The following is a 25,056-nucleotide window of genomic DNA, read 5'->3' as shown; positions in this document are numbered from 1 at the left end:
CGACAGTTAACACATCGACTGTAAACAGTTGACGACTGACATTGAGGAAGTACCATGATGGCCGGAGCAACGCTGCTGGGACTGCAAAAGAAGAGCCTTCGCGAGCAGGCCCTCTCGGCACTGCGCGCCGCCATCACCAGCGGCGAGCTGGAACCGGGGCGGCATCTGGTGGAAACCGAGCTGTCGGAAATGCTCCAGATCAGCCGCGGCACGTTGCGGGAAGCGCTGCGCCAACTCGAACAGGAAGGCCTCCTCTCCCCCGGGCCCCGGGGCCGGCTTTCCGTCCGGCACCTGGATGAGAAGGAAATCCGCGACATCTACTCCGTCCGGGCAGCACTTGAATCCCTGGCGGCCCGCACCCTGTGCGAACTCCCGGACCGGGAGCACGTCATCACCTCGCTGCGGGCCGCCATCGAAGCCATGGCCGCCGCAGAGAAGGCCAGCCTGCAGGAACGCATCGAATCGGATCTGGAATTCCATCGGACCCTGTGCCGCCTGACCGGCAACGAAACCCTGCTGCATTCCTGGGAGTCGCTGGAAGGGTCCATCCGCATGTCCATCATGTTCGCGGGCCGGGACAAGGGTGTGAAGAACATGAGCGTGGACCGGCACTACGACATCGTCACCGCCATCGAGACCGGAGACGCCTCGCTGGCCCGGAACACAATCCGCGAGCACATGGACACCGCTGCCGCGAACCTTGTGGCGTAGGGCAGCGGACTTAGAACAGCCCGGGCAGCCTGCCGCTCGCGGCTGTGTATTTTCCGGGAGGGACCGTAGGAGACCGACGCCGTATACTCGGTGCCAGCCATGACCATCCTTCCGTCCTCCCCCGCCAGCGTCCGCATTGATGCGTGGCTGTGGGCGATCCGCGCCTACAAGACACGCTCTGCCGCCACCGCGTCGTGCCGGGCCGGGCACGTGCGGCTGAACGGAAGCCCGGCCAAAGCCTCGGCCACTCTGGTCACGGGCGACACCGTCACCGTGCGGATGTCCGGCTTCGAACGCACCCTCGAAGTCCGCCGCCTGATCGCCAAACGCGTCGGCGCAGAGGTGGCTTCGCACTGCTTCACCGACCACACGCCGCCAAGGCCGGTGGCGCCGGCACTGGGCCTCCCGCAGCGCGACCGTGGCGCGGGACGTCCCACCAAGAAGGACCGCCGCGAGATGGAACGGCTCAAGGGCCCCGCAACCTAGGCCCTCGAGGCCGGCAGCGTCGGTACGTGGAGACTGCTGCGAAACCCTTCATCAATGTTCCCGTCGGGTCAGAGTCCTGCTCCGCGACTGAGCTATCAGAATTGAAACTGTGAACAACATCGTCCTGACCTCCGTCCGACAGCCCGGCGAGGACACAGTCTCGGACCTTTACATCGTTGACGGCGTGGTGACCCGGATCAGTGCCGGCGCCGGGATCCCGGGCGACGCCCGCGTGGTCAGCCTGGACGGGCGCTACGTCATTCCGGGGCTCTGGGACGAGCACGTCCACATGACCCAGTGGGCGCTGCATTCAAGCAGGCTGGACCTGTCCGCCGCCGCATCCGCGCGAGAGGCGGCGGCCGACGTCGGACTTTCTGTTCGCGACGCCGATCCTTCGGTCACCACGGTGGGGGTGGGCTTCCGCGACGCCCTGTGGGCGGACGTCCCCACCCTGGAAATGCTCGACGCCGCCACCGGCAGCCAGGCCACCGCCCTGATCAGCCACGACCTGCATTCTGTCTGGCTGAACAGCGCTGCCGCCCGGCGGTTTGGGGTGGAGGTTGACGCCGGCGGCCTGCTGCGGGAGGAACCTGCTTTTGCGCTGACCCGTGAGCTGGGCCAACTTCCGGACTCAGTGGTGGACGGCTGGGTCCGCGATGCCGCAGAAGCAGCATCCGCCCGGGGCATTGTGGGCGTCGTTGATTTTGAAATGACCTGGAACCGTGACGTCTGGCTGCGCCGCTTTGCCGGTGGATTCAACAGCCTGAGGGTGGACGCCGGTGTCTACCCGGAGGACCTGGAGCGGGCCCGCCACGACGGCATGCGCACGGGCCTGGAGCTCGACGGCGGCAAGGGGCTCCTGCGCGCCGGCCCGCTGAAGGTGCTCGTTGACGGTTCGCTGAACACCCGGACGGCGTTTTGTGTGGATCCCTACCCCGACGGCGGCTACGGGCTGCTGACTGTCAACGTTGATGACTTGTTGTCCCTGCTTAGCCGGGCGCGGGAGTACGGCTTTGTCCCGGCGGTCCATGCGATCGGGGATGGCGCCAACCAGGTGGCGCTGGATGCCTTCGAGCGAGCAGGGATCGGCGGCCGGATTGAACACGCGCAGTTTGTCCGGACGGAGGATTTGGCCCGCTTTGGGCGTCTGGGGGTTACGGCAAGCGTGCAGCCGGTGCATGCACTGGATGACCGCGACGCCGCGGAGGCCAACTGGGGCGGCCGCACGCAGCGGGCGTTTCCGCTGAGGTCGCTGCTCAACGCCGGAGCCACGTTGGCGCTGGGTTCGGACGCGCCGGTTGCGCCGCTGGATCCTTGGGCTGCGATGTCCGCGGCCAGCACCCGGTCCCGGCAGGACACCCGCGGGCCGTGGCATCCCCAGGAATGCATCAGCCGACGGCAGGCACTTGCCGCTTCAGCTAGGGGCCGGAGCCGGCTCCGGGCCGGGGACCCGGCGGACCTGGTGGTGCTCGACGCCGATCCGCTGGCCTCGCCGGACCCGGAATTCGCCGCCATGCCGGTTGCGGCAACGCTGGTGGCCGGCCGCTTCACGTACGACGGCGGCCTGGCTTAGTTCCGCACCTTGGCCTGCACGAGATTCGCGAACGGCAGCCGGCCATGCTCCGCAATAAAGGCTGCGTGATACGCGGCCTCGGCTTGGTTTACTTCTTCGGCGGGCACCTCTTTCCACGCCATGATGAGTTCATCCGTGTGGATCAGCTGCCAGATGAGGCGGCCGTCCCAATGCCCCGGCGGCCTGCCCCGCCCAAAATCCAGGAACTCCTTGATCTGATTCCGAAGGCCGCGGTTGCCCTTGCTTCCCGGCCCGGCTTTGCCAAGGTAGAGAATGTCGGCGCCGTCCACCCATTCCGCCCATATGGCGTCCGCCGGCAGAGTGGGATTCTTTTTCTTGAAGGTCCCGGCGGTGCTGATCTTCAGGAAGTGCGGCTCGAACTCATTCGGCCGAAGAACGGCGAACACCCCGGTGCCCTGCGGAACCCTGATGATCTCAAGGCTGTCGAAGCTCCGGAAGCCGGCAAAGCCGTCGGACTTGAGCGTTTTCCTGTTCATCATCATGACGTTACCCGGCCAGGCGCCGGTCCGGAGCAAACTTGCACTGCGCACCCATACGCCCAAAAGCGTAGAGTGGGTTAAGACGCCTGTTTCTGGACGCCGTGCTGCTGAGGGAGAGATCGTGACGATTGACTGGGACGAAAAAAAGGCCCTGCTACAGGAACCAAACATCGCGGCGGTAACGCAGCTCTGCGATGAACTGATGGAAAAGAAGCCAGGGTCCGTCGTCCCCTACATCGACCCCGTGCACGACGAGGACGAATGCCGGATCGTCAGCCTCCACGTCAGTCCGGGCAAGGGCACCGAATCCGGCTTCGTCTCCCATTTCAACGACGACGAAGCCGCCCGCCGCGCCACCCAGATTTACGAACTTGCCGAGCTTGATCCGCGCTATGTGATGCCGTGGAACGCGTACCCGTGGGTGCGGGATCCGGAGCTTCCGTCGGCGCTGAACGTCCAGGAGAAGACTGACGGCCTGCGGCCCTTTCGGCAGTTCCTGAAGATCAACCGCCGTGTCTCCGCAGTCATCGCCCACGGCACGGACGCTTCCACGTTCCTCACCCTCTTCGAGAAGACCTACCATTCTTCCCTGAAGAACAGCGGCATCAAGATCTACAAGGCCAGCGCGCTCGGCGGGCGGGCCTTTGCTGTTTCCGAAGCAAAACAGGAGGATCTCCTCGCCAAAAGCGTGGACGTCTACAAGGACGCCATGCAGCGGGCAGGCATCCAGCACCTCTAACCAACGCACGACGGCGGCAGTCACCGCGGGTGCCTCAGCCTTCCAGCAGCCTCCGCCGGTGTTTCAGCTCCTTCACCCACGCCCTGGTGACCATGCCCGGGAACGGCGAGCCGCCGTCGTCGTTCTTCTCCGGACCTCCGAGCCCGGCGAACGCGGTACCTGCCTCCAGGTCGGCGATCAGCGGACCTGACGCCTTCAGGGCGAGCTCCATCACCTGGGCTGCCGTGCGGTCACTCAGTCCCAGGTCCTTGGCCCAGCCAAGAAAGTGCCGGCGCGAGATCCCGCTCCGCTTCCCGTTCAGCGTCAGCGCAAGGGTCTTGTCCCCGTAGACCACGGTGGAGGGAATGTCGTAGACAGGGGCGATGGTCCACTCGCCATGCGGCTGCTGGACCATGGAAACGTTCTTGGCGTGCAGGTCGCCGTTGCCGCTCAGCCAGGCAAACGCCCCCTGGACCGCCAGGTTCCTGAGGGCCGGGAGCGGCGCCGAGCAATAGTCTGCCAATGCGTGGCAGACCTGGCCATAAGCCACGTTGTACTTGTCTGCCGGGTAGAGCTTCAGCACCTGGGCGCCGTCCTCCACCGACAGCCGCTGGACGTCGTCGGCTCCGCCGCCGGGGATGGGCACCCTGTCGAAACGTTCAACCAGAAGCCCGGGCCGGCCCGCGATGTCCCGGATCAGCTGGACCCGGCTCAGCGGAATCCGCAATTTGGCCGCGTACCGGAACATCACCAGCTCGTTTTCCACCACATGCGGGAACTCGGGCGCGTTGAGTTTGAGGATGAAGCGTTTGCCCGCGCTGGCCACGGGCAGTGAGATCATCCCGGCAGAGAGTTTGTCCTGCACGCCCGCCAGCGCAACCGGGTCGATCAGGTCCGGATCGCCCAGGAGGTGGTCGAAGTCCACCGGCAGCTTGGGGTCCAGCTGGACAGCATGCTCGTCGGGATCCAGCGGCTCTCCGTGCCCCACGATCTGGACGTCGCCCACCGAGTTGCCGCCGGCCGCGATGAGCAGCGACAGGTCATCGTCCGCGCTGGTCTTGATGGACCGCCGCAGGGCGTTGAGCCGGCGGCCCTCCGGCAGCAGCCCGGTGAAATAGGGCGGTGCAGCCCCCGCCGAGGACAGCACCGGTTCGGCGGTGAGCGGCAGGGAACTGGCGACGGCGGGTCCCCCGGACGCGAGGTACGCCGGCAGATAGCTGAACCGGGTGCCGCCGTCGTGCCGTTCGAGCCGGGCAGCCAGCACCCCGGCCTTGTAGATGTCGGCGACGCGGTGCTTCATGGGTTTGTTTCTTGGGCCTTGCCGTGGCCGGCAAGGGCGCGGGCGGCGCGGCTGGCCCGGGCGGCTAGCCGGAGCTCCAGGCCCAGGGTTTCCAGCACGGCGGTGAGTGAGTCCAGCTGGATGCTGGGCTTGCCCTGCTCAACGAAGCGGACAAAGCGCTCGGAGACCCCGGCCATGTCGGCGAGATCCTGCTGCGTGAGGCCTAAAGCTGCCCGGCGCGTCCGGACTTCACCTGCGAGCCGGTCCCCGAATGCATTCGCCATGGGCATCTCCAATAGGTACGATCGTGCCGTTCTAGCTGTGTTCTGATTCTAGACCGGCAACTCGCTCCAGCATAGAGAAAAATCGGAACGAACGTACCGTGCCTATAATCACGAGGGAACCTTCCCCTGCTCCGACGACGTGGACTTTACGGTGTCGGCGGAAGTGCCTGGTTTAGCGCCGTCGGATCCACCGCTGGCGCTTCCCCCGCCAGCCGCGGGGCCGGCGGAACCCATCGGTCGAGGGTCGCCTCCAGGGCGGCGGGGTCGACGGGTTTGGTGAGGTAGTCGTCCATGCCGGCAGCGAGGCACCGCTCACGGTCTTCGTCCAGGGCGCCTGCCGTCATAGCAATGATGGGCAGATGCCCCGTCACCTCCCCCTTGCGGATGGTCCTGGTGGCCTCAATACCGTCCATCACCGGCATGTGGCAGTCCATGAGCACGGCCGCGTAGGAGACGGCTGCAATGGCCGAGACGGCTTCCGCCCCGTCGGGCACAACGTCAACCAGGTAGCCCAGTCTTTTCACCATCTCCCGGGCAACGAGCTGGTTCACCTCGTTGTCCTCCACTACCAGTACGCGTCCCCGGGAAGGGATGCTCTGCTTCTCCGGCACACCACGGGCCGAAAGCCGTTCGGCCACCTGCGTTCCTCCCCTCAGCCGCAGAAGACGGTCGTAGAGTTCAGAACTGCGCACCGGTTTCATCAACCATTCACGGACACCCGCAGCTGCCAGCTCAGCCGGATCCATCTGCGGCGTTGACGTCAGCATAATCAGGGAGGTAGGAGCCAGAACTCCGTCGGCGCTGATGGCCCGCGCCAGCTCCAGCCCGGCCATCTCCGGCATGCACATATCCAGTACGACGACGTCGAAGGGCCGTCCGGCGAAGGCCGCATCCCGGCACCGGTCCAGGGCAGCGCGCGCATCGCCGACGGTGTCCGGGTCCATGTTCCACGTCCTGAGCTGGGACTCCAGCACCAGCCTGTTGGTCGCGTTGTCATCCACAACCAGGACCCTGACTCCGGTCAGCCGCCGCGAGATCGCCAGCCCCAAACCGCTCCCGCCGTACCGGCGCGTGGTGGAGGAATCGGCCTGGGAAAAGGACTCGAACAGGCGCAGATGATCTTCTGGCTCAACTCCGATCCCGGTGTCACGGACTTCAAACCGCACCGCAGGCCCACGGGGATGAAGGTCAACGGGCTGCACGCGAACGGACACTTCCCCGGTCGGCGTGAACTTTACGGCGTTGGAGGCAAGATTGAGCAGGACCTGCCGGATGCGTCCGACGTCTCCGGACAGCCGCGCCGGCACCTCCGGGCGGCAGTAGGCGATGAGTTCCAGTCCTTTGGCGCGGGCGGACTCGCTCACCAGGCCCGCCACCTCCTCCACCAGAAGCCGCGGATCAAAGGCTGCGATGTCCAGATCGACCTTCCCGGCCTCCAGCTTGGACAGATCCAAGATGTCGTTGATCAGGGCCAGCAGCACCTCGCCCGCGCCCCTCACCCCTTCGGCATACCGGCGCTGCGTCTCATCCAGCGGGGTCTCCAGCAACAAAGCGGTCAGGCCGATGACGCCGTTCATCGGTGTCCGGATCTCATGGCTCATCGTCGCCAGGAATTCGGACTTCAACCGGCTCGATTCAAGCGCCGCCTCCCGCGCAGCCAGGAGCTCTGCCGCTGCGAGCCGTTGTCCGGTGACGTCGCGGACAATCTGCGCCATCCCGCGCACGCCCCCGCCTTCGGCCCGGATGGGTGAAATAGTCACGGAAACGGGGACCGTCGTCCCGTCTTTGCGCACGCGCTCCGCCTCGAAACTCCGCGCTACACCGCGCTCCCGGACATCAGCGAGCAACGCCTCCTCGCTCAGGCGGAGATGATCCGGAATCAGGAACTGGACGTCCCGGCCTGCCACCTCGTCCGCACCATACCCGTACAGCCGTTCGGCGCCCTGATTCCAGCTGGTGATCACACCCTCCGGGGTGATGCCGATGATCGCGTCGACAGAGGAACTAACGATCGCGCCGAGACCCTCCAGCTCTGCGATGGCGTCACGGGCCCGGTCCTGTGCACGCCGGCGGGCCGTGATATCACGGAAGCTCCAGACCCGGCCGACAATGTCATCCCCCACCCGTTGGGGCCGGGAGTAGCGCTCAAACGTCCGGCCATCACGGAATTCCAGCACATCCAGGCTCTCCGCTCCCGGATCGGCATACAGCTCTTGGACCTTGCGCATGAAGCTGCCCGGATCGGAGAGCTGGTCCAGGACGAAACCGATCAGTTTGCCGTCGTCATGGGAATCCAGCAGATCCGCCGGGATGCCCCACAACGCGGCGAACCGTTCATTGGAACCGGCAATCCTCCCGTCGGCAGTCACCACCAGGATGCCGTCGGCGGTGGATTCCAGGGTGGCGCCGAGCAGCGAAAGGGCATCCCGCAGCTCGCTGTCGGTGCGGCGGCGTTCGCTCACGTCCCGGACGGAGGCGACGATGTCCGCGCCCGGACCGTCCCCGAGAGCGGCGGCGCTGATTTCGATGGGGAACTCGGTCCCGTCGCGGTGCACGCCGAACAGGCCCAGGCCGGTCCCCATCCGGAGTATCCGCTGCCCGGAGGCGAAATCATCACTGGTGCCGGCAAACTGGCCTTCGAACTGCTGGGGCAGGAGCATCCCGTAATGCCTGTCCAGCAACTCGTCCCGCCGGTAACCAAAGAGCTGTTCCGTCTGGTTATTGACGAAGACAATAGAACCGTCCGCACCGACCCTTAGCAGTGCATCCGGCGCCGCCTAGACCAGCTCCTGGTAGAAATCCGCATGATCGTTTCCCTTGACTGCCTGTTCCATTTCAGCCCCCAACAAACGTCGACGGCCTTCGCCGCCGCGCACCCGGTCGGCCGGACGGGCCTCCCCACACACAGCTTATCCGCCAGCCCCGGATGCGCCCTAGAGGCTGGACAGCGACGTCGCTCCCGCGGCCCCTGATCCTGGAGTCAGCCTGCGCCGTGAAACCCCGTCCCGTGCCCGATTGACAGCCCGTGTGACCCGTGCCATATTTTAAGCATGAACCTGTCAGACAGCCGGATAGCAGGACAGCCTGCGGAATCCCCCGGCGAGCAGTCCCTCCGAGCCCAGCCCTTGGCCCGGCTCAGCGCTGCCGAAGCGGTGTTCAACGCCATCCGCGCCGACATCGAGTCCGGCAGGGCGGCCGTGGGCGGCAAGCTCAGCTCCGAAGCCACCCTCGCCCAGCAGTACGGGGTCAGCCGCTCCGTCATCCGCGAGGCCCTCCGTTCCTGCACCGCCCTGGGCCTCACCGTCACCAAAACCGGCAAGGGCACCTTCGTGGTGGCCGACAAGGTGGCCAATGACCTAACGCTGGGCCAATACTCCGCCCGGGACCTCACCGAAGCCCGGCCGCACATCGAGGTACCCGCCGCCGGACTCGCCGCCCAGCGCCGCACCGACGAACAGCTGGAAACGCTCCGGCACATCGTGGACGCCATGACCGCGGAAACAGACCCCGAATCCTGGGTTTCCCTGGACTCCAGCTTCCACGCCGCCATCGCCCGCGCCAGCCGCAACAGGGTGTTCGCCAGCGTGGTCGGGGACATCCGGGGCGCCCTGGCGCACCAGTCCGAAACGCTCAACATGGTGGCGGACCGCCAGCACGCCTCGGACGTGGAACACCAGCGGATCCTCGCCGCCATCGAGGCCGGCTCCGCGGACGAAGCCAGCGCCGCCATGGCCGCGCACCTGCACGCCGTGGGCGTCGCGCTCGATTCCATCCTCAACCAGTAACCGCCACCCAAGGACCCCATGCCAGCCCCTGCCATTCCCGCTGCCCTGCCGGCTCCCTTCGACGCAATGGACGGCCAGTTATCCAGCGGTCTCCCGCAGCACGCCGCCCTGGCCGTGGCCACCCGCGACCGCCTGGTGGAGAGCATCCACTACGGCTCGGTCATCGCCACCGCGCCGGACGGCTCCACCCTGGCAGCGGCCGGCGATCCGCTGGCCCCCTTCTACCCGCGCTCCTCGCTCAAGCCGCTGCAGGCCGTGGCCCAGGTCCGTGCCGGCCTGGACCTCCCGGCCGGCCTCCTGGCGCTGACCGCGGCCAGCCACTCCGGCGCCGCCAGGCACCGCGACGGGGCCCTGCGCATCCTTGAACTCCACGGCCTGGCCCCCAGCGACCTGGAGAACAGCACCGACCTCCCGTACGGCGCCACCGAGCGCGAGGAATGGCTGCGTTCCGGCGGGCACGCCACCCGGCTCACGCAGAACTGCTCCGGCAAGCACGCCGCCATGGCCGCCACCTGCGTCATCAACGGCTGGCCGGTCAAGGGCTACCTGGACCCGTCCCATCCGCTGCAGCAGCTGATCGCCAGCACCGTCACCGAGCTGACCGGCGAGGCGCCGCTGGCCCTCAGCACGGACGGCTGCGGCACCCCGCTCTTCGCCCTGACCCTCCGGGGCATGGCCCGCGCATTCGGGCGCATCGCCGCCGCCAGCAACAGCGCCGCCGGCAACACCGCCAACAGCACCTCCGACGGCGGCGGGCACGCGCCACTGACCGCGGAAGCCGCCGTCGGCCTGGCCATGCAGCAGCACCCCGACATGGTGGCCGGTGAGCGCCGGGACGTCACCGAACTGATGCGCCTGTCCCCCGGCATAGTGGCGAAGGACGGCTTTGAAGGCGTGCAGCTGGTGGGCCTGCCGGACGGCCGCGCCATCGCGGTAAAGATCTCCGACGGCGGCGACCGCGCCAGGATGCCCGTCACCGTCCGCATGCTGGAGGCGCTCGGCGTGGACACCGCGCCGCTCGCAGGGATCGGCACCGCGCCCGTCCTGGGCGGCGGCCATCGGGTCGGCCTGCTGCAGGCCACCGATTTCCTGTCCACGCCCGTCAACGAAGCCCTGTGAGGACCCCCATGACCACTGCCAACAAGGCCACCACGTCAGCCGCCGGCACCAACGCGGCCGGCACCTCGGCCGCAACCCGCTCCGAGCATGACCTGCTGGGCGACCGTGACCTCCCCGCCGCAGCCTACTGGGGTGTCCACACGCTCCGCGCCGTGGAAAACTTCCCCATCACCGGGCAGCCGCTGTCCTCCAACATGCACCTGGTCCGGGGACTGGCCGCCGTGAAGCTTGCCGCCGCCCGCACCAACCGCGAACTGGGACTGCTGGACGCCGAACGCGGCCAGGCGATCGAGCAGGCGTGCACCGACGTGATGAACGGCCAGCTCAGCGACCAGTTTGTGGTGGACGTGATCCAGGGCGGCGCCGGGACGTCGTCGAACATGAACGCGAACGAGGTCATCGCCAACCGCGCCCTCGAAATCCTCGGCCACCCCAAAGGCGAATACGCCCGCCTGCACCCCAACGACCACGTCAACCTCAGCCAGTCCACCAACGACGTCTACCCCACCGCCGTGAAACTGGGCACCATCTTCGCCGGCCGGGAACTGCTGGACGCACTGGCCGAACTCGAAGAGGCCTTCGCCGCCAAAGCACTGGAATTCCGCACCGTGGTGAAGATGGGCCGCACCCAGCTGCAGGACGCCGTCCCCATGACGCTGGGCCAGGAGTTCGGCACCTACGCCATCACCATCGGCGAGGACCGGCTGCGCCTGGCCGAGGCGGAGCTGCTCATCCACGAAATCAACCTCGGCGCCACCGCCATCGGCACTGGCCTGAACGCCCCCGCCGGCTATGCCGAGGCAGCCTGCCGGCACCTGGCCGAGGTCACCGGCCTCCCCCTGGTCACCGCCGTCGACCTCATCGAAGCCACCCAGGACGTGGGCGCCTTCGTGCACCTCTCCGGCGTGCTCAAGCGCGTGGCCGTGAAACTCTCCAAGATCTGCAACGACCTCCGCCTGCTCTCCTCCGGCCCGCGCGCCGGCTTCGGCGAGATCAATTTGCCGGCCGTCCAGTCCGGCTCCTCCATCATGCCCGGCAAGATCAACCCGGTAATCCCCGAAGTGGTCAGCCAGGTGGCCTACGAGGTCATCGGCAACGACGTCACCATCACCATGGCCGCCGAAGCCGGGCAGCTCCAACTCAACGCCTTCGAACCCATCATCGTCCACAGCCTCCACAAGAGCATCTCCCACCTGGAAGCCGCCTGCCGCACGCTCACGGCACGCTGCGTCCGGGACATCACCGCCAACACCGAACACCTCCGCATCACCGTGGAACAGTCAATCGGCCTGGTCACAGCCCTCAACCCCCACCTCGGCTACACCACCGCCACCGCCATCGCCCAGGAGGCTCTCGCCACCGGCAAGGGTGTGGCCGAACTCGTGCTCGAGCATGGCCTGCTCACCGCCGCCCAGCTCCAGGAACTCCTCAGTCCTGAGCGCCTGGCGAATCTCAGCAAATAGTCCCTACCCGCCCGCCCAACCACCCCCAAAGGACACCGCATGACAACTCCCCAACAGGACACTGCCCAAAAGCAGGTCGTCACGGACCACACGGTGCCGCCCCAGGCGCACGCCTCTGAATCGGCGCTGCATGCCGAGGATAAGGGCTACCACAAGAACCTCAAGCCGCGGCAGATCCAGATGATCGCCATCGGCGGCGCGATCGGCACCGGCCTGTTCCTCGGCGCCGGCGGCCGCCTCAACGCCGCCGGCCCGTCACTGGTCATCGCCTACGCCGTCTGCGGCTTCTTCGCGTTCCTTATCCTGCGGGCGCTGGGCGAACTGGTCCTGCACCGCCCGTCGTCGGGCTCGTTCGTCTCCTACGCCCGCGAATTCTTCGGCGAGAAAGCCGCGTTCGTCTCCGGCTGGTTCTACTGGATCAACTGGGCCACCACCACCATCGTGGACATCACCGCCGCCGCACTCTACATGAACTTCTTCGGCAACTACATCCCCTGGATGGCCGAAGTACCGCAGTGGGCCTGGGCCCTCATCGCCCTGGTAGTGGTGCTCTGCCTGAACCTCGTCTCCGTAAAGGTGTTCGGCGAGATGGAATTCTGGTTCGCCCTGATCAAGGTCGCCGCACTGGTGGTCTTCCTCGTGGTGGGCTCCTACTTCGTCATCTTCGGCACCCCCGTGGACGGCCAGCCCGTGGGCCTCAGCCTCCTCTCGGACAACGGCGGTATCTTCCCCAACGGCCTGCTCCCCATGATCATCCTGATGCAAGGCGTCCTGTTCGCCTACGCCTCCATTGAACTCGTGGGCACCGCCGCCGGCGAGACCGAAAACCCGGAAAAGATCATGCCCAAGGCCATCAACTCCGTAGTCTTCCGGATCGCGGTCTTCTACGTCGGCTCCGTCATCCTCCTCGCCCTCCTGCTGCCCTATACGTCCTACGAAAAGGGCGTCAGCCCGTTCGTGACATTCTTCGGCTCCATCGGCATCCAGGGCGTGGACGTCATCATGAACCTGGTGGTCCTCACCGCCGCGCTCTCCTCCCTCAACGCCGGCCTATACTCCACCGGCCGCATACTCCGCTCCATGTCCGTGAACGGTTCCGCCCCGAAGTTCGCGGGCCGCATGAACAAGGCCGGCGTCCCCTACGGCGGCATCGCCATCACCGCCGGAGTGTCCCTCCTCGGCGTCCCGCTGAACTACCTCGTCCCCGCGCAGGCCTTCGAAATCGTGCTGAACGTCGCGTCCGTGGGCATCGTCATGACCTGGGCAACCATTGTGCTCTGCCAGATCCAGCTCCAACGCTGGGCGAACAAAGGCTGGCTCAAACGCCCCTCCTTCCGGATGTTCGGCGCCCCGTACACCGGCTACCTCTCACTGCTCTTCCTCGTCAGCGTCCTGGTGATGGTCTTCATCGACTCACCCCTCACCATGCTCGTCACCGCCATCGCCTCCGCACTCATGGTCGTCGGCTGGTACGCCTGCCGCCAACGAATCCGTGAAATCGCCGAAACCCGCGAAGGCTTCACAGGCACCGCCCCCGTCATCGCCAACCCGCCCGCGGAGTCCTTCAAGAAGTAACGCCCTGCCGGCCAGCTGGCCGTGACGTCCGACGGCGGCACCTGGGTTCTGTTTCCACGGAACCCGGGTGCCGCCGCCGTCGTCACTTCCGCAGTCCTCTTGACGCCTGACAGGCGCAGGTCTAACGTCGGCCGCATCCTGCTGTTTCAACGTCGAACCCAGTTAAGGAGCATCAGTATCATGCCGGAATTCATGGACGTTCATCGCAACATGGTCGGAATCACCCAGGAAGCTTTGCAAGCAGCCCACGACGCCGATCTCGCCATTCAAAGCGACGAGAGCGTTGACTTCAAATCTGCCTGGGCAGATCCCGAGTCAGGTTTGGTTTACTGCCTGTCCGAGGCCCCCTCAGAGGAAGCTGTACGGCGTATCCACGAGCGCGCGGGCCACCCCGCCGACGAGGTCCACCCCGTTCCGATCAAGGTCTGATCAGGCAGCAGAGTCCGACGGCGGCACCTGGGTTCTGTGGACACGGAACCCAGGTGCCGCCGTCGTACTTTTTGTAATGCAACGCTCCCGCAACCCTTCGCCGAGGGCTGATCGCCTATGCTCAGCAGAGCGCCTCACAGCGCCTTTTGCAGTTCGACGACGAAGCTCAATGACCCGTTCAATGACGAACCACCCGGGAGACACGGCATGACCAACTGGCGCATCAGGGATTTCCATTCAGCAGACCTGGACGGGATCCTGCACCTCTGGGAGTCGCTCAAGGCCACTGATGTGGAGCCCGTCTATGCCCTCTCCGAGGTGCTGGCATCCTGCGAGAAAGACCACGCGGTGGTGGCGGTGCAGGGCGATCAGGTGGTGGGCGCCGCCGTCGGACGCGCCGCGCATGACCAGGGCTGGATCGTCTTCCTGGCCACTCTCCCTGAATATCGCGGGCGCGGGATCGGCACGTCACTGCTCGCCGCCGTCGAAAACCGCATGGCCCCGCATGGGCTCAACAAGCTCTCCGCGCTGATGCCGGAAGCGGAGACCCGGGTGGAGGCGTTCCTCAGCCGCGGCTTCGCGCTCAAGAAGAACCTGCGTTATTTCGAGCGGACCATCCCCGTCCAGCGTCAGGAGCTCGGCGCGTTGGGCCAGTTGGGCGGCCGGATCCTAGCCCGGGACTTGTGGGAGAACGTGGCCGGCATGCGCAAGGAAAAGGAACTCCTGGAGCGCCGGCTGGTCCTGCCCCTCGCGGAGGCCGACCTCGCCGATGAATACGGTGTGGTGCCGCCGCGTGCCGTGGTGCTGTTCGGTCCTCCCGGCACCGGCAAGACCACGTTTGCGAAGGCCATCGCGTCCCGGCTCGAGTGGCCGTTCGTGGAGGTTTTCCCGTCCCGTCTGGCCTCAGATCCCAAGGGCCTCGCCGGCGCCCTGCGCGAAACATTCCTCGAGATCGCGGAGCTGGAGCACTGCGTGGTGTTCATCGACGAGGTGGAAGAGATCGCCTCCCAGCGCTCGGGTGAACCGCCGTCGCCCCTGCAGGGCGTCACCAACGAGCTCCTGAAGATCATCCCGGCGTTCCGCGAACAGCCCGGCCGCCTGCTGGTTTGCGCCACGAACTTCATCCGCGCGCTGGACACCGCCTTCCTGCGCCACGGCCGGTTCGACTACGTCATCCCCATCGGCCTCCCGGACCGCCAGGCCCGCGAAGCCATGTGGCAGCGCTTCATCCCGGCCGCCGTGGTGGACGATGTGGATGTGGAGCTCCTGGTGGAACGGACCGAGGGCTTCTCCCCAGCGGACATTGAGTACGCCGCCCGCAGCGCCTCCCAGCGCGCGCTGGAAAAGGCAGTGTACGACGACGGCGGCGCGGCTTCCGCGGGCAGCGTTTCAGTCCGCGAGGCGGTCCGGAAGGGGCCTTGCACCGAGGACTACCTCGACGCGATCGGCGATACCCGGACCACCGTGAGCCAGGAGGTCCACGAGCAGTTCCTCGAGGACATCGACGCACTGGGGCGGGTCTAGACCCAATGCCATTTACTTTGTGATTTTGGGTGTTTTTTTGAGTGGCCAGTTGGACATGATGTCAGCGGAGTTTTCCACATAGGGACTCACCCGCGCGGTCTTTGTCAGACCCTGCTGGGATGCTTTGAGTATGGGTAGCAGAGCAGCTGTGGCGACGGCGGAGGCCCTTGCGGTGTCTTTCGCAGGGCTGGCTGTTGTGATCAGTGAAGCTGCCGAAGCCTCCGGTCCCTGGGAGGCTGATCCGTTGCGCCGGGTGGTGGGTGGTTTCCTGGACGGGCTGGCCGAGATCTCGCGGTTGGACGCGAAAAGTGCCGCCCTGAAGGCCTGGCTGGCTGCCGGTTACGGCGCCGCTGCCGAGGCCCTGGCGGGTCCGGCCGAGTCGCCGCAGGACCACACAGGTCAGGAGATGGCTGTCGTCGCTGAGGTCGCTTGCGCCCTGACGGTGAGTGAACGCAGTGCCGGTGCCCTGCTCGCCGAATCCCACGTACTGACCACGGCCTTGCCGCTGACGTTCGCGGCATTGCAGGCCGGGACGATTTCGTGGCAGCACGCCCGGATCATGGTCGCCGAAACCACCAACCTTGACCTCACCGGGGCGCAGGCGTTGGAGGCACATTTCCTGGACCCCTTCGTCGTGAATCCGGCACGTGGCCGCGCCGGTGAGCTCATCCCCGGCCGGTTCCGGCACAAAGCCCGGACCTGGCGGGAGCGGCACCACCCGGTCAGCATCGAAAAGCGCCATACCAGGTGTGCCGCGGACCGACGGGTGGAGTATGCCCCGGACCGGGACGGTATGGCCTGGCTCTCCGCCTACCTGCCCGCGGATCAGGCCGCGGGGATCTGGGACCGTACCACCACCGCCGCCCGCGCCCTCCAAGGCCCCCATGAGGACCGGACCCTCACTCAGCTCCGCGCCGACACCGTTGCCACCTGGCTCCTCGGCGTAAACGCGGACTGCATCAGCGGCGGATCAAGCGGCATCACCGGCGGAACCGATCTCAGCTCTGGCCGGGAATCCGTCGGCGTGGGTGGCGGTATTCCCTCACCGCGGGCGCAGGTGCTGATCACGGTCCCGGTCATGGCGCTGCTCGGCCAGACCGACGAACCCGCCATGCTCGACGGATACGGGCCGATCCCGCCATCCATGGCCCGCCACCTGATCGCCGACGGTGCCGAATCCTTCCACCGCGTCCTGATCGATCCCCGCGACGGCGCACCGCTCGAGATCGGCCGGAACAGCTACCGGCTCACCAAAGCCCAACGCCAATGGCTACGACTACGCGACGGAAAATGCCCCTTCCCAGGCTGCAGCAACCACTCCCTCGACACCGAAGCGGACCACCTCCTCGCCTGGGCCCACGGCGGCACCACCGGCATCCCAAATCTCGGCCAACCCTGCCACAAACACCACAGACTCCGCCACACCACAGCCTGGAAACCCACCACCGCCACAAAGAACGAACCACCCGGCTGGACCTCACCCACCGGACGCCACTACCAAAGCGAACACCCCGACTGGGAACCACCGACCTGGCCACCTGAGATCCTTGAAGTGCTGGGCCACCAAGAACCTGACTCTCCACTATCTGACGACACCCCGCCCGAAGGTCTGCTCCCTGCAGATCGCTCGCCTGCGTGGGCCCAGCTGGGGTCAGCCCTCCAGGAACCGGAACCCTCTCCGGTATGGAGCCGGCCACGGCCCTGGCGGTAATCTTTGACCGGTGTCCGCAAACCCCCTCCGGCATGCCATGGCCCGCATGGGCGGCCGGGATCCGCATGAGAAGCACCGGGCCGCCACCCCGCTGGAACTCTTTTTCGACCTGACCTTTGTCATCGCCTTCGGGGTGGCCGGCAGCCGGTTCGCCACCAGATTGCGGAGGCCCACTTCGGCGCCGGGCTGCTCGGATTCTCCTTCGCGATGTTCGCCGTGATCTGGGCATGGATCAATTTCACGTGGTTCGCCAGCGCCTACGACACCGACGACTGGGTATTCCGGCTGGTCACCATGGTCCAGCTTCTCGGGGTGCTGATCCTGGCCATGGGCATTGAGACGATGTTCCACTCGCTCGTGGAGGGCGATCATGTGGACAACGCCGTGATGGTGGGCGGCTACGTGATCATGCGCCTGGCCTTGGTCTTCCAGTGGCTGCGCGCGGCACGGCAAGATCCGGCACGCCGGCGGACCTGCCAGCGGTACGCCACGTATCTTGGCGTGGTGCAGCTCGGCTGGATCGCGGTGCTCATCATTGAGGCGGACATCCTGACCACGTTCCTCGTGGCTGCGCCCCTGTTCATCCTGGAAATGGCCACACCCTACGCCGCGGAGCGCAGCATGCGGACCCCGTGGCACGCGCACCACATAGCCGAGCGCTACGGGCTACTCGCCATCATCGCCCTTGGCGAATGACTGATCGGGGCGATCGAAACCCTACGCGCCATTGTGGCCCACCATGGCTGGAGCGTCGACCCGGCGATGGTGGGATTCGGCGGAACGGCCCTCGCGTTCAGCATGTGGTGGATCTACTTCATCCTGCCCGCCGGCCCGGCCCTACATCTCCAGCGCCACCGGTCATTCTTCTTCGGCTACGCGCACATGCCCATCTTCGCTGCCATCGCCGCAACTGGCGCCGGGTTGCACGTGGCGGCCTACTATGTCGACCATGAGGCCCACATCAGCGCCGCCGTGGCCGTGGCCAGCATCGCGGTCCCCGTGGCGCTGTTCAAAGTCTCCCTGACCTGGCTCTTCAGCGTCATGATCTGCGTGGACCGGACCGTCATTGCCGTGGCGGCCGGCGTCGTGGCCGCGCTGGCGGGCAGCGTGGGACTTGCCACCGCCGGGGTTTCGGTGCCGATCTGCCTGCTGGTGGTTGTGCTGGCGCTGGGCGTGTCGATTGTCATTGATGAGAAGCGTGGAACCGAACGAATGAACGCCGCCCTGGAGCAGATGAAAGCAGGAGCCTAAGAGGCTCCGTCCGGCCGGCTGTCCGCCGCTTCCGGGGCCTGGACAGGCTCAGCGACGGGAGCGTCTTCGTAGGAGAGGTTCTCGTAGTCCGTGTCGTCTTCGTCGTCGAGCCTGTCGTCCAACTCCTTCAGCAGCCAGGGATTAACCCGTGCAAGGATCTTGCGGACTTCCTCGACGTCGACGGCGGCATACAGCACCGGACGGGCATCCCGGTACTTGGTGACCGGCGCTTTCTCCGGCCACTTCGCGGCCAGAGCCCTGACGCGTTCGGGCAGGGAATTGTGGGCATTGTCCGCGATCTTTACGAGGGCCGCGTCGTGGTCCTCGGCAATGAAATGCATCCCGGCCTGATAGTCATCGGGATTGTCGTGCAGCCTGTTGGTGACGCGTTCAATGATGTCCGCTGCCCGCTCGGAAACGCCCATATCCAGCAGTGCCTGCCGCGTGATGGGAGTGTCCTCGGCAATGTCATGAAGGTAACCGGCAATCCGGATATCGTCGTCGAAATCTGCCAGGGCATCACCTACCGCAATCACATGGTCACGGTAGGGCCGCTTGAGCTTGTCCTTCTGCCGATTGTGGGCCACCTCGGCCAGGACCTTCGCGGTCTCGACAGTGAATCGCGGTTGAGGGATTTGTGCTTCAGTGAATTCGGGTGCCGACATAGCTCCAGCCTACGCGTAGGGCAGCAAGTGGCCTCACGTCGGCGGGGCCGCAAGCCTCCGTTCGCGCGCTGCCTAGGGGCCGGTCCAGACCCACGGTTCCCGCGGGAGGTCCGCCGGGCGGAACTCCGGGAGTGCGTTTTCCAGCGTCCCGGCCGGCAGCCCCAGGGACTGCAGGATGAGGTTCCGCACGTCAGCGGCGGAAACGCCGGTACGGGCGAGATCGGCCAGCGTCACGGCGCCGTCGCGCTTGGCCAGCCGGGCGCCGTCGGAATTCACCACCATCGGCACATGCGTATATTCCGGGACAGGAATATTCAACAGCCACGCAAGATATGCCTGCCTGGGCGTGGACGGCAGCAGGTCATCGCCCCGCACAACCTGGTCGATGCCCTGCGCGGCGTCGTCCACCACGACGGCCAGGTTGTAGGCGGTCACGCCGTCGTTGCGGCGGAGGACAAAATCGTCCACCACGCCGATGAAATCACCGTGCAGCACATCCCGCACTGTGTACTCCGCTACCTCGGCGCGGAGCCGAATGGCAGCTGGCCGGGTGGAGCGTTTGAACTCCAGCTCGGCAGGATCGAGGTCCCGGCACGTGCCCGGATAGGCGCCCTGCGGCGCGTGCGGCGCGGACGGCGCCTCCTGGATTTCGCGGCGCGTGCAGAAGCATTCGTAGGTAAGGCCTGCGGCAGCCAGCCGCCCGATAGCTTCGGCGTAGACGGCGCCGCGGTCCGTCTGGCGCACGACGGCGCCGTCCCACGTCAGGCCCACGGCCTCCAGATCGCGGAGCTGCTCCGCCTCCGCGCCGGCCCGCGCCCGGTCAAGGTCCTCGACGCGCAGCAGGAAGTCGCGGCCGGAGGACCGGGCGAACAGCCAGGCAAGCATCGCGGTGCGGAGGTTTCCTACATGCAGTTCACCGGAAGGGCTGGGGGCAAAGCGGCCGGCAGGGGTCATGGACCAACCCTAGTCCGGGGCAGCACAAGAGCCCCTCAGCTACCGATGACTTCGGGGATCCGACGTCGGTGGCTCAGGGGCTCTTGCCGTGTGTGCAGAATGACCGTGGTGTGAACAAGTGTCAATCAGCGGCGTCCTCCTTGCGGGAGGCGGTGTCCAGTTGCCGGGTGGTGTGCCGGGTTCCTGTAGCCTGCGGGATTCGGCGGTAGCCTCAGCCCTTGTTGCCACAATTTGAGCAGACGCCATACAGTTGGCACAACTAGCAAGCATTTCGTTGGTCAGTCTGACCAATAGGGACCACAAGCTCCGACAGGAACTGATCAGATTGCAGCAATTGGACGCCACGGACAAGCGCATCATCAATGCCCTGGACGAGGACCCGCGCGCCCCCATCATGGTGCTGGCCCAGCGGCTGGGCCTGGCGCGCGGGACCGTCCAGTCGCGCCTGGAGCGGATGACGGCGTCGGGCGCTCTCCGTCCCAACAGCAGCCGGGTGCTCCCCTCCGCCCTGGGCAGGGGTGTGGCCGCGGCCGTCAGCGCCGAACTGGACCAGAGCCACCTCAACGAAGCCATCGCGGCCCTGCGAGAAATCCCCGAGGTCCTCGAATGCCATGCCCCTGCCGGCGACACCGACCTGCTGATCCGCGTGGTGGCCACCAGCCCGGACGACCTCTACCGCGTGTCCGAGGAGATCCGGCTCTGCCCCGGCATTGTCCGGACGTCCACCAGCATGTTCCTGCGGGAAGTCATCCCGTACCGGACCACCGGACTGTTGCAGGACTGAGCTCCGTCTCTCCGGGCCCGCACTCGACCCCGCACGGGGAGCTCTCCCCATCGCACTCGAAGCTGCTGAAGTCCGCAACGGCCGGGCTGGAGTCGGCCTCCAAGCCGGTGCTCGCCAACGCCGACGAGCAGGAGAAGGCCAGCGACGGGGCCGGCTCAGGCGGTGGCTCCGGGAGTAGTGGTAGCGGTTCCGGGAACGGCGTTGCACAGGACCTGACGGACCGGCCGAACGGCATGACCCCCGAAGAACGCCAGGAGTACCTCGGCAGCGAGGAATTCAGGCACTGGGCGCTTGAAAACCCCGAGGCTGCAAAGGCCGCCATGGATGCTGCCGCCGATTCTGGGCTGATCGACAAAAGCTCCGAGGAAGACGCGGATTTCCTCAGCGACTACTGGAACAACCAGGCAATGCTGGACATAGGCATCGACCCTGCCAGCTGGGACACCTCCAAAGGCACCGAACACAACTGGGAGACCATCAAGAAGGTCTACGACTTCTACGGCCAGGCGTACCTCTCCAACCCGGACCTGCAGTGGGCCGGCACGGCCAACATCAACACCAGGGACGCGGGAAAGATCAAGCTCACCATCGTTGCTCCGAGCGGCGAGATCAGTGGGGAAACGGACCGCATCCGATTGAACACCACGAACAAGCGGCCGGACTTCAGCGAGGTCACCTACTTCCTCACCGCTGGCTCTCCTGACGAGTATTTTGAGCTCATCCGGGACGGTGTGGCGCGGTACGGGATCGACGCCGACTCCGCCGAACGCTGGATCGCCGGTGCCCAGCGGGACCCGGAACGAAAGACCGATTTCTCCATCACCTCCGGCACCTCCACGGGCCTGGACGTGAACTACGACCTCCGGTACGACGGCGGCAAGGACACCCAGGTGATCATCGTCCACGTCCGCCCCACGGACTGAGGCAACGCAGGACGGACGCATCTCAAGGGCGCAAGCGCTACAGCGGCGGGCCCGCATTGGACTTGATGTTCTTCATCACCAGCGTGGACGTCAGCCGCTCAACCCCGGGCAGTGACGTGAGTTCGGCGTCGTAGAAGCGCTGGTAGCCGGGCAGGTCCTCGGCGATGACCTTCAACAGGTAGTCCGGGGAGCCGAACAGCCGCTGTGCCTCCACGATGTTGGGATTGTCCGCCACCCGGTTCTCGAAGATCTCCATGGTGGAGCGGTCCACCTGGCGCAAAGTCACAAAGACAATGGCCTCGAAACCCAGCCCGACGGCGGCCGGATCGATGTCCGCCTTGTAGCCGCGGATCACGCCCGATGCCTCCAGATCCCGGAGCCTCCGGTGGCATGGCGCCACCGTGAGCCCGACCTTCGCGGCCAGCGCCGTGGCGGTCATCCGGCCATCTTCTTTGAGGTGGCGCAAAATGTTTCTGTCAATGTGGTCAATCACGCAAATATCTTACCAATTCGGACTCAACCTGGGCGAAAAGGGTAAGCACTTGTGGCCCGAAACTTCATAAGGTTTGTCCTATACCCATCGGACAGGAGCCCGCCATGAATCCCCAGTTGTTTTTCGCCTTTGTGCTGGTGGCTGTCGCCCTCGCCTGCACCCCCGGCGTGGACTGGGCGTACTCCATCACGGCCGGTCTGCGGCAGCGCAGCTTCGTCCCGGCCGTGGCCGGACTCTGCGGCGGCTACCTGCTGCACACACTGCTGATGGTGGCAGGCCTCGCGGCCCTGCTGTCCGGCCTGCCCGGCGTCCTGGGCTGGCTGACCGTGGCCGGCGCGGGCTACCTGCTGTGGCTGGGCATCAGCACCCTCCGCTCCTGGCGCGGGGCCTCCTTCAGTGCGGCAGACGCCGTCGGGAAGCCCGCCAACCAGCTCCGCACATTCCTTCAGGGCATGGGAACCAGCGGCATCAACCCCAAGGGGCTGCTGTTCTATGTGGCGCTGGTGCCGCAGTTCGTCAGCCCGGAGGCTTCCCTCCCGGTCCCCGTCCAGTCCGGCCTGCTGGGCCTGACGTTTGTCCTGCTGGCCGGGGCCGTCTACACCTGCGTGGCGCTGCTGGCCCGCAAACTCCTGCAGTCACGGCCCGGCGCCGCACGGACAGTCACCCTGGCCAGCGGCATCATCATGGTTGCCCTCGGCGTGGCGCTCCTCTCCGAGCAGCTGGTTCCGCTGGTTGCAAGGCTCACGCAGCAAGCCTAGGCTTTGCGCTCCATAAACCATTCCGTGAACTCCGACGCCCGACCGTCCGGTTCGAGGCGGATGACCCACAGGTTGTCGTAGCTGGGATTATCGCCGAGGTAGTCCGTGAAACCCTGCACAAAGGCCAGCCCGCCGTCGGTCCCCAGCCCGCTGTCCGCCCCCAACAGCGTCCACTCAAAGGTCCAGTTCCCGGGGCCGTCCGCCGCCTCCAGCCAGCGGTCCACGATCTGCTCGCGGCCCCGCCAGGCGTCGGCATCATGCGGCCGGGTGGCGTAGACGGCTTCCTCGGTGAACAGCGCCCTGATGTCCTCCGGGTCGTTGGAGGTCCACGCCGCGATGTACTTTTCCATCCAGGACCGCACTGCGTCGCTCATTCCTCCGTTGTACTCCGGGACGGACTGGTCCACAAGGCAAGTCCACAAGGCAACGCCACCAGGCAAGTCCCTAAGGCCGCCATCACCCGGAGCCTATTTCCCGTCCAGGTTTTCCCACTCCTGCTCCCACAGCCGGCGCTCGTCGATGTCCTTGCGGATGACTTCGAACGTTTCCAGCTCCGCCGGCCGGCCGCGGAGCCAGTCCCGCGGGTTGAGGGATTTGCGGCCGTTGTCGAGCACCAGCAGGGCACGGTCGGTGAGGGCGTCGTTGCGGAGCACCACGTCCGTTTTCCGACGGCGGAGCACCTCCTTCAGGGCCTCGTGCGCCTTTGCGTGGGCGCCGAGCCGCCGGAGCGCGCGCCCGCGGAGCAGCAGCAGGGCCGCCGAGAGGTCGTCGGAGTTCAGCAGCCCCTCGGTCCAGATCACCACTTCCTTGTCGCGTCCCAGCGCGAACGCCAGTGCGCAGCGGGCCAAGGCTGAAGGCAACGACGGCGGCAGCCCGGCCACCGTCTGCAGCGCGGCTTCCAGCTGGCCCGTCTCCCGCAGGGAGTGCGACAGGGCCAGGAAGACCGATTCCTGGCTGAACAGCACGGGGACTTCGATGCGCTCGGCAACCTCCACCCGGGTGACCACGCGCGTGAGATAGGTGGCCGCATACTGGTTGGCGTCGTCGTCGTTCCTGATGGACAGGCCGCGCTGGAGGAGTTCGGACGCGCGCAGGTAGCCGCCGTGCTGGTAGGCCAGGAGCCCGGCCATGACGGAGCAGAGCCCCGCCCAGCCCGGATATGCGCGCCCCACGGCGATGAGCCGCTCCGGTTCCCTGCTGGTGAAGATGGCATCGTGGACTGCTTTGGGCGCCTTGCCCGGCATCCGCTTGAGCCTGGGGATCTCGCCGTCCACGGCAATCAGCGCGGCATCCCGGCCACCCAGCACACCATGGATCAGCCCGCCCACACTGCCGGCGAGTTCCCGGACGGGGGTCTGCAGGCGGGCGTTCCCGAACGGCGTCAGGTCACGGGTGTCCCGGTAGATCGGTCCTCTGGTATCCCCCGCGGTCATCTCTCCATGCTACGTGGCGGACCTGCTTGCACGCCCTACGTGGCCGCCGCGACCCAGAGCCCGATCACCCAGGTGCTGGCCGCCAGGCACGCGAGCCCGAACTCGGCCAGCATGCCCAGCCCGGTGGCCTTCAGGGCGGCCCAGCTGGTGGTGGTTGCGGTGCCGAAGTTCCGGGTGCGGAGGAACTCGCTGAGCAGCAGTCCCACGGCGAAACCCACAAAAAGCCCTACCACCGGGATGACGAACATGCCGGCCACACCCGCTGCCAGGCCGATCACCACACTGCGGTTGGGAATGCTGTGCTCCCTGAGCTTCCGTCCGGTCAGCACGGCGCTGGCAGCCATACCGGCCAGCACAAACACCATTCCCACCGCGAAGACCACCCAGCCCGTGGCCCCGGCACCGCCCCAGATGGCCCACGCCAGCAGGCTGAGCCCGATCAGGAAGCTGCCGGGCAGGATGGGGATGATGGTGCCCGCCACCCCCACCAGGATCGCCAGGCCGCACAGGATGCTCACCACGGTTTCGGAGTTCATGAGCCCCAGTTTAGGGCGGCGCAGCGGTGAGCCCGGCAGCTTAACGCCCGACGGCGGCGCGTCCCCTGCGCGGGGAGGCACCGCCGTCGGGCGTTGTGTCAG

Annotated in this window: 24 protein-coding genes and 2 pseudogenes; 15 read left to right on the top strand and 11 right to left on the bottom strand. The window is 66.5% G+C overall.

Translation table 11 applies throughout. The features are described from left to right. Positions 1-57: 57 nt before the first annotated feature. From ACX80M_RS14185 to ACX80M_RS14175, 3 genes are all read left to right on the top strand, one after another. Positions 58-711, top strand: coding sequence for a GntR family transcriptional regulator (locus ACX80M_RS14185; protein WP_252599698.1), 654 nt, complete (start codon positions 58-60; stop codon positions 709-711). Positions 712-810: 99 nt separating this feature from the next. Further along, on the top strand, positions 811-1,197 hold the full coding sequence (locus ACX80M_RS14180; RefSeq protein WP_056342031.1) for an RNA-binding S4 domain-containing protein: 387 nt from the start codon (positions 811-813) through the stop codon (positions 1,195-1,197). Positions 1,198-1,306: 109 nt separating this feature from the next. Then, positions 1,307-2,770, top strand: coding sequence for an amidohydrolase (locus ACX80M_RS14175; RefSeq protein ID WP_252614929.1), 1,464 nt, complete (start codon positions 1,307-1,309; stop codon positions 2,768-2,770). On the opposite strand, the gene ACX80M_RS14170 is transcribed toward ACX80M_RS14175, so the two are convergent. Next, a complete protein-coding gene (locus tag ACX80M_RS14170; RefSeq protein ID WP_252599599.1) occupies positions 2,767-3,273 on the bottom strand; it encodes a hypothetical protein in 507 nt (168 codons plus the stop codon). The two genes, ACX80M_RS14175 and ACX80M_RS14170, sit on opposite strands and share 4 nt — an antisense overlap. Positions 3,274-3,391: 118 nt before the next feature. Here ACX80M_RS14170 and ACX80M_RS14165 point away from each other — a divergent pair, with 118 nt between their 5' ends. Next, positions 3,392-4,009 carry a uracil-DNA glycosylase family protein gene (locus ACX80M_RS14165; protein ID WP_056342023.1) on the top strand — a complete coding sequence of 206 codons (618 nt, stop codon included), beginning with the start codon at positions 3,392-3,394 and terminating at the stop codon, positions 4,007-4,009. A 34-nt stretch (positions 4,010-4,043) separates the two neighbouring features. Here ACX80M_RS14165 and ACX80M_RS14160 read toward each other — a convergent pair whose 3' ends face one another. The 4 genes and pseudogenes from ACX80M_RS14160 to ACX80M_RS14145 all read right to left on the bottom strand — a co-directional run. Next, positions 4,044-5,288, bottom strand: a complete 1,245-nt coding sequence (locus ACX80M_RS14160) for a type II toxin-antitoxin system HipA family toxin (RefSeq protein ID WP_459309873.1) — start codon at positions 5,286-5,288, stop codon at positions 4,044-4,046. After that, complete coding sequence (locus ACX80M_RS14155; RefSeq protein WP_252599601.1) at positions 5,285-5,551, bottom strand: helix-turn-helix transcriptional regulator; 267 nt, start codon at positions 5,549-5,551, stop codon at positions 5,285-5,287. The genes ACX80M_RS14160 and ACX80M_RS14155 overlap by 4 nt, the downstream gene beginning before the upstream one ends. 146 nt (positions 5,552-5,697) lie before the next feature. Beyond that, a complete protein-coding gene (locus tag ACX80M_RS14150; RefSeq protein ID WP_459309880.1) occupies positions 5,698-8,013 on the bottom strand; it encodes a response regulator in 2,316 nt (771 codons plus the stop codon). Further along, positions 7,993-8,316 (bottom strand): annotated as a pseudogene (locus ACX80M_RS14145) (PAS domain S-box protein); the annotation flags it as partial. The gene ACX80M_RS14150 and the pseudogene ACX80M_RS14145, both read right to left, overlap by 21 nt. Positions 8,317-8,601: 285 nt before the next feature. Here ACX80M_RS14145 and ACX80M_RS14140 point away from each other — a divergent pair. The 8 genes and pseudogenes from ACX80M_RS14140 (at position 8,602) to ACX80M_RS14105 (ending at position 18,408) form a co-directional block, all read left to right on the top strand. After that, positions 8,602-9,336: a FadR/GntR family transcriptional regulator gene (locus ACX80M_RS14140; protein WP_252599602.1), complete on the top strand. Its 735-nt coding sequence runs from the start codon at positions 8,602-8,604 to the stop codon at positions 9,334-9,336. Positions 9,337-9,354: 18 nt separating this feature from the next. Then, the gene (locus tag ACX80M_RS14135; RefSeq protein ID WP_459309872.1) at positions 9,355-10,455 is read left to right on the top strand and encodes an asparaginase; all 1,101 of its coding nucleotides are present in this window, start codon (positions 9,355-9,357) and stop codon (positions 10,453-10,455) included. 8 nt (positions 10,456-10,463) lie between these two features. Beyond that, positions 10,464-11,918, top strand: coding sequence for an aspartate ammonia-lyase (locus ACX80M_RS14130; protein WP_252611120.1), 1,455 nt, complete (start codon positions 10,464-10,466; stop codon positions 11,916-11,918). Between the two features lie 39 nt (positions 11,919-11,957). After that, positions 11,958-13,493, top strand: coding sequence for an amino acid permease (locus tag ACX80M_RS14125; protein WP_459309871.1), 1,536 nt, complete (start codon positions 11,958-11,960; stop codon positions 13,491-13,493). Between the two features lie 180 nt (positions 13,494-13,673). Beyond that, on the top strand, positions 13,674-13,922 hold the full coding sequence (locus ACX80M_RS14120; protein WP_252564463.1) for an SCO4226 family nickel-binding protein: 249 nt from the start codon (positions 13,674-13,676) through the stop codon (positions 13,920-13,922). 207 nt (positions 13,923-14,129) lie between these two features. Next, positions 14,130-15,446, top strand: a complete 1,317-nt coding sequence (locus ACX80M_RS14115) for an ATP-binding protein (RefSeq protein WP_252599605.1) — start codon at positions 14,130-14,132, stop codon at positions 15,444-15,446. 130 nt (positions 15,447-15,576) lie between these two features. Further along, entirely contained in the window at positions 15,577-17,157 is a 1,581-nt protein-coding gene (locus tag ACX80M_RS14110) for an HNH endonuclease signature motif containing protein (RefSeq protein ID WP_459309870.1), read from the top strand. Positions 17,158-17,167: 10 nt separating this feature from the next. Then, a pseudogene (locus tag ACX80M_RS14105) lies at positions 17,168-18,408 on the top strand (low temperature requirement protein A). Here ACX80M_RS14105 and ACX80M_RS14100 read toward each other — a convergent pair. Both ACX80M_RS14100 and gluQRS read right to left on the bottom strand, forming a co-directional pair. Beyond that, entirely contained in the window at positions 18,405-19,073 is a 669-nt protein-coding gene (locus ACX80M_RS14100; RefSeq protein ID WP_252599607.1) for a phosphohydrolase, read from the bottom strand. The pseudogene ACX80M_RS14105 and the gene ACX80M_RS14100 overlap by 4 nt on opposite strands. A 72-nt stretch (positions 19,074-19,145) precedes the next feature. Then, complete coding sequence (gene gluQRS / locus ACX80M_RS14095; RefSeq protein WP_252611113.1) at positions 19,146-20,027, bottom strand: tRNA glutamyl-Q(34) synthetase GluQRS; 882 nt, start codon at positions 20,025-20,027, stop codon at positions 19,146-19,148. 325 nt (positions 20,028-20,352) lie between these two features. Here gluQRS and ACX80M_RS14090 point away from each other — a divergent pair, with 325 nt between their 5' ends. Further along, positions 20,353-20,811 (top strand): Lrp/AsnC family transcriptional regulator, encoded by a 459-nt coding sequence (locus ACX80M_RS14090; protein ID WP_252611111.1) that lies wholly within the window; start codon positions 20,353-20,355, stop codon positions 20,809-20,811. Positions 20,812-20,918: 107 nt separating this feature from the next. Beyond that, entirely contained in the window at positions 20,919-21,734 is an 816-nt protein-coding gene (locus ACX80M_RS14085) for a hypothetical protein (RefSeq protein WP_459309869.1), read from the top strand. A 37-nt stretch (positions 21,735-21,771) separates the two neighbouring features. Here the strand turns inward: ACX80M_RS14085 and ACX80M_RS14080 are convergent, their stop codons facing one another. After that, on the bottom strand, positions 21,772-22,227 hold the full coding sequence (locus tag ACX80M_RS14080; protein WP_141138772.1) for an Lrp/AsnC family transcriptional regulator: 456 nt from the start codon (positions 22,225-22,227) through the stop codon (positions 21,772-21,774). Positions 22,228-22,331: 104 nt separating this feature from the next. On the opposite strand from ACX80M_RS14080, the gene ACX80M_RS14075 reads away from it, so the two are divergent. After that, positions 22,332-22,985: a LysE family translocator gene (locus ACX80M_RS14075; protein WP_252611108.1), complete on the top strand. Its 654-nt coding sequence runs from the start codon at positions 22,332-22,334 to the stop codon at positions 22,983-22,985. Here the strand turns inward: ACX80M_RS14075 and ACX80M_RS14070 are convergent. The 3 genes from ACX80M_RS14070 to ACX80M_RS14060 form a co-directional block, all read right to left on the bottom strand. After that, positions 22,982-23,359: a YybH family protein gene (locus ACX80M_RS14070; RefSeq protein WP_252611106.1), complete on the bottom strand. Its 378-nt coding sequence runs from the start codon at positions 23,357-23,359 to the stop codon at positions 22,982-22,984. The genes ACX80M_RS14075 and ACX80M_RS14070 overlap by 4 nt on opposite strands. 93 nt (positions 23,360-23,452) lie before the next feature. Next, complete coding sequence (locus tag ACX80M_RS14065) at positions 23,453-24,418, bottom strand: hypothetical protein (RefSeq protein ID WP_252599614.1); 966 nt, start codon at positions 24,416-24,418, stop codon at positions 23,453-23,455. A gap of 35 nt (positions 24,419-24,453) precedes the next feature. Next, a complete protein-coding gene (locus ACX80M_RS14060; protein WP_252599615.1) occupies positions 24,454-24,954 on the bottom strand; it encodes a DUF456 domain-containing protein in 501 nt (166 codons plus the stop codon). Positions 24,955-25,056 lie beyond the last annotated feature (102 nt).

The sequence above is a fragment of the Pseudarthrobacter sp. MDT1-22 genome (assembly GCF_054511035.1).
This window is presented reverse-complemented; position numbering and strand designations above follow the sequence as displayed.

Excerpts from the sequence above, each read along its gene's own strand:
- ACX80M_RS14185 (WP_252599698.1), top strand. The coding sequence starts at position 58 with ATGGCCGGAGCAACGCTGCTGGGACTGCAAAAGAAGAGCCTTCGCGAG.
- ACX80M_RS14180 (WP_056342031.1), top strand. The coding sequence starts at position 811 with ATGACCATCCTTCCGTCCTCCCCCGCCAGCGTCCGCATTGATGCGTGG.
- ACX80M_RS14170 (WP_252599599.1), bottom strand. The coding sequence starts at position 3,273 with ATGATGATGAACAGGAAAACGCTCAAGTCCGACGGCTTTGCCGGCTTC.
- ACX80M_RS14160 (WP_459309873.1), bottom strand. The coding sequence starts at position 5,288 with ATGAAGCACCGCGTCGCCGACATCTACAAGGCCGGGGTGCTGGCTGCC.
- ACX80M_RS14155 (WP_252599601.1), bottom strand. The coding sequence starts at position 5,551 with ATGGCGAATGCATTCGGGGACCGGCTCGCAGGTGAAGTCCGGACGCGC.
- ACX80M_RS14140 (WP_252599602.1), top strand. The coding sequence starts at position 8,602 with ATGAACCTGTCAGACAGCCGGATAGCAGGACAGCCTGCGGAATCCCCC.
- ACX80M_RS14135 (WP_459309872.1), top strand. The coding sequence starts at position 9,355 with ATGCCAGCCCCTGCCATTCCCGCTGCCCTGCCGGCTCCCTTCGACGCA.
- ACX80M_RS14130 (WP_252611120.1), top strand. The coding sequence starts at position 10,464 with ATGACCACTGCCAACAAGGCCACCACGTCAGCCGCCGGCACCAACGCG.
- ACX80M_RS14125 (WP_459309871.1), top strand. The coding sequence starts at position 11,958 with ATGACAACTCCCCAACAGGACACTGCCCAAAAGCAGGTCGTCACGGAC.
- ACX80M_RS14120 (WP_252564463.1), top strand. The coding sequence starts at position 13,674 with ATGCCGGAATTCATGGACGTTCATCGCAACATGGTCGGAATCACCCAG.
- ACX80M_RS14115 (WP_252599605.1), top strand. The coding sequence starts at position 14,130 with ATGACCAACTGGCGCATCAGGGATTTCCATTCAGCAGACCTGGACGGG.
- ACX80M_RS14110 (WP_459309870.1), top strand. The coding sequence starts at position 15,577 with ATGGGTAGCAGAGCAGCTGTGGCGACGGCGGAGGCCCTTGCGGTGTCT.
- ACX80M_RS14100 (WP_252599607.1), bottom strand. The coding sequence starts at position 19,073 with ATGTCGGCACCCGAATTCACTGAAGCACAAATCCCTCAACCGCGATTC.
- gluQRS (WP_252611113.1), bottom strand. The coding sequence starts at position 20,027 with ATGACCCCTGCCGGCCGCTTTGCCCCCAGCCCTTCCGGTGAACTGCAT.
- ACX80M_RS14075 (WP_252611108.1), top strand. The coding sequence starts at position 22,332 with ATGAATCCCCAGTTGTTTTTCGCCTTTGTGCTGGTGGCTGTCGCCCTC.
- ACX80M_RS14070 (WP_252611106.1), bottom strand. The coding sequence starts at position 23,359 with ATGAGCGACGCAGTGCGGTCCTGGATGGAAAAGTACATCGCGGCGTGG.
- ACX80M_RS14065 (WP_252599614.1), bottom strand. The coding sequence starts at position 24,418 with ATGACCGCGGGGGATACCAGAGGACCGATCTACCGGGACACCCGTGAC.
- ACX80M_RS14060 (WP_252599615.1), bottom strand. The coding sequence starts at position 24,954 with ATGAACTCCGAAACCGTGGTGAGCATCCTGTGCGGCCTGGCGATCCTG.